General features: G+C 66.9%; 1 pseudogene. It reads right to left on the reverse strand.

Going from position 1 to position 251, the window contains the following annotated elements:
- Positions 1-251, reverse strand: a pseudogene (locus SLW55_RS20605) (flagellin); the annotation flags it as partial.

Here is a 251-nt window from a genome sequence, read left to right on the forward strand (position 1 = left end):
TGGCTGGAGACGCGGTCGATTTCCGAGGCCAGCTGCTTGACTTCCGAGTTCAGCGCGCCACGGTCGGTGGTGGAGTTGGTGGCGTTGGCCGACTGCACCGCCAGTTCGCGGATACGCTGCAGGTTGTTGCCGATTTCGACCATCGCGCCTTCGGCGGTCTGCGCCAGCGAGATGCCGTCGTTGGCGTTGCGCGAGGCCACGTCCAGGCCGCGGATCTGGGTGGTGAAGCGCTCGGAGATCGCCAGACCGGC

It is taken from the genome of Xanthomonas sp. LF06-19 (assembly GCF_034105425.1).
Taxonomy (GTDB): Bacteria; Pseudomonadota; Gammaproteobacteria; order Xanthomonadales; family Xanthomonadaceae; genus Xanthomonas_A; species Xanthomonas_A sontii.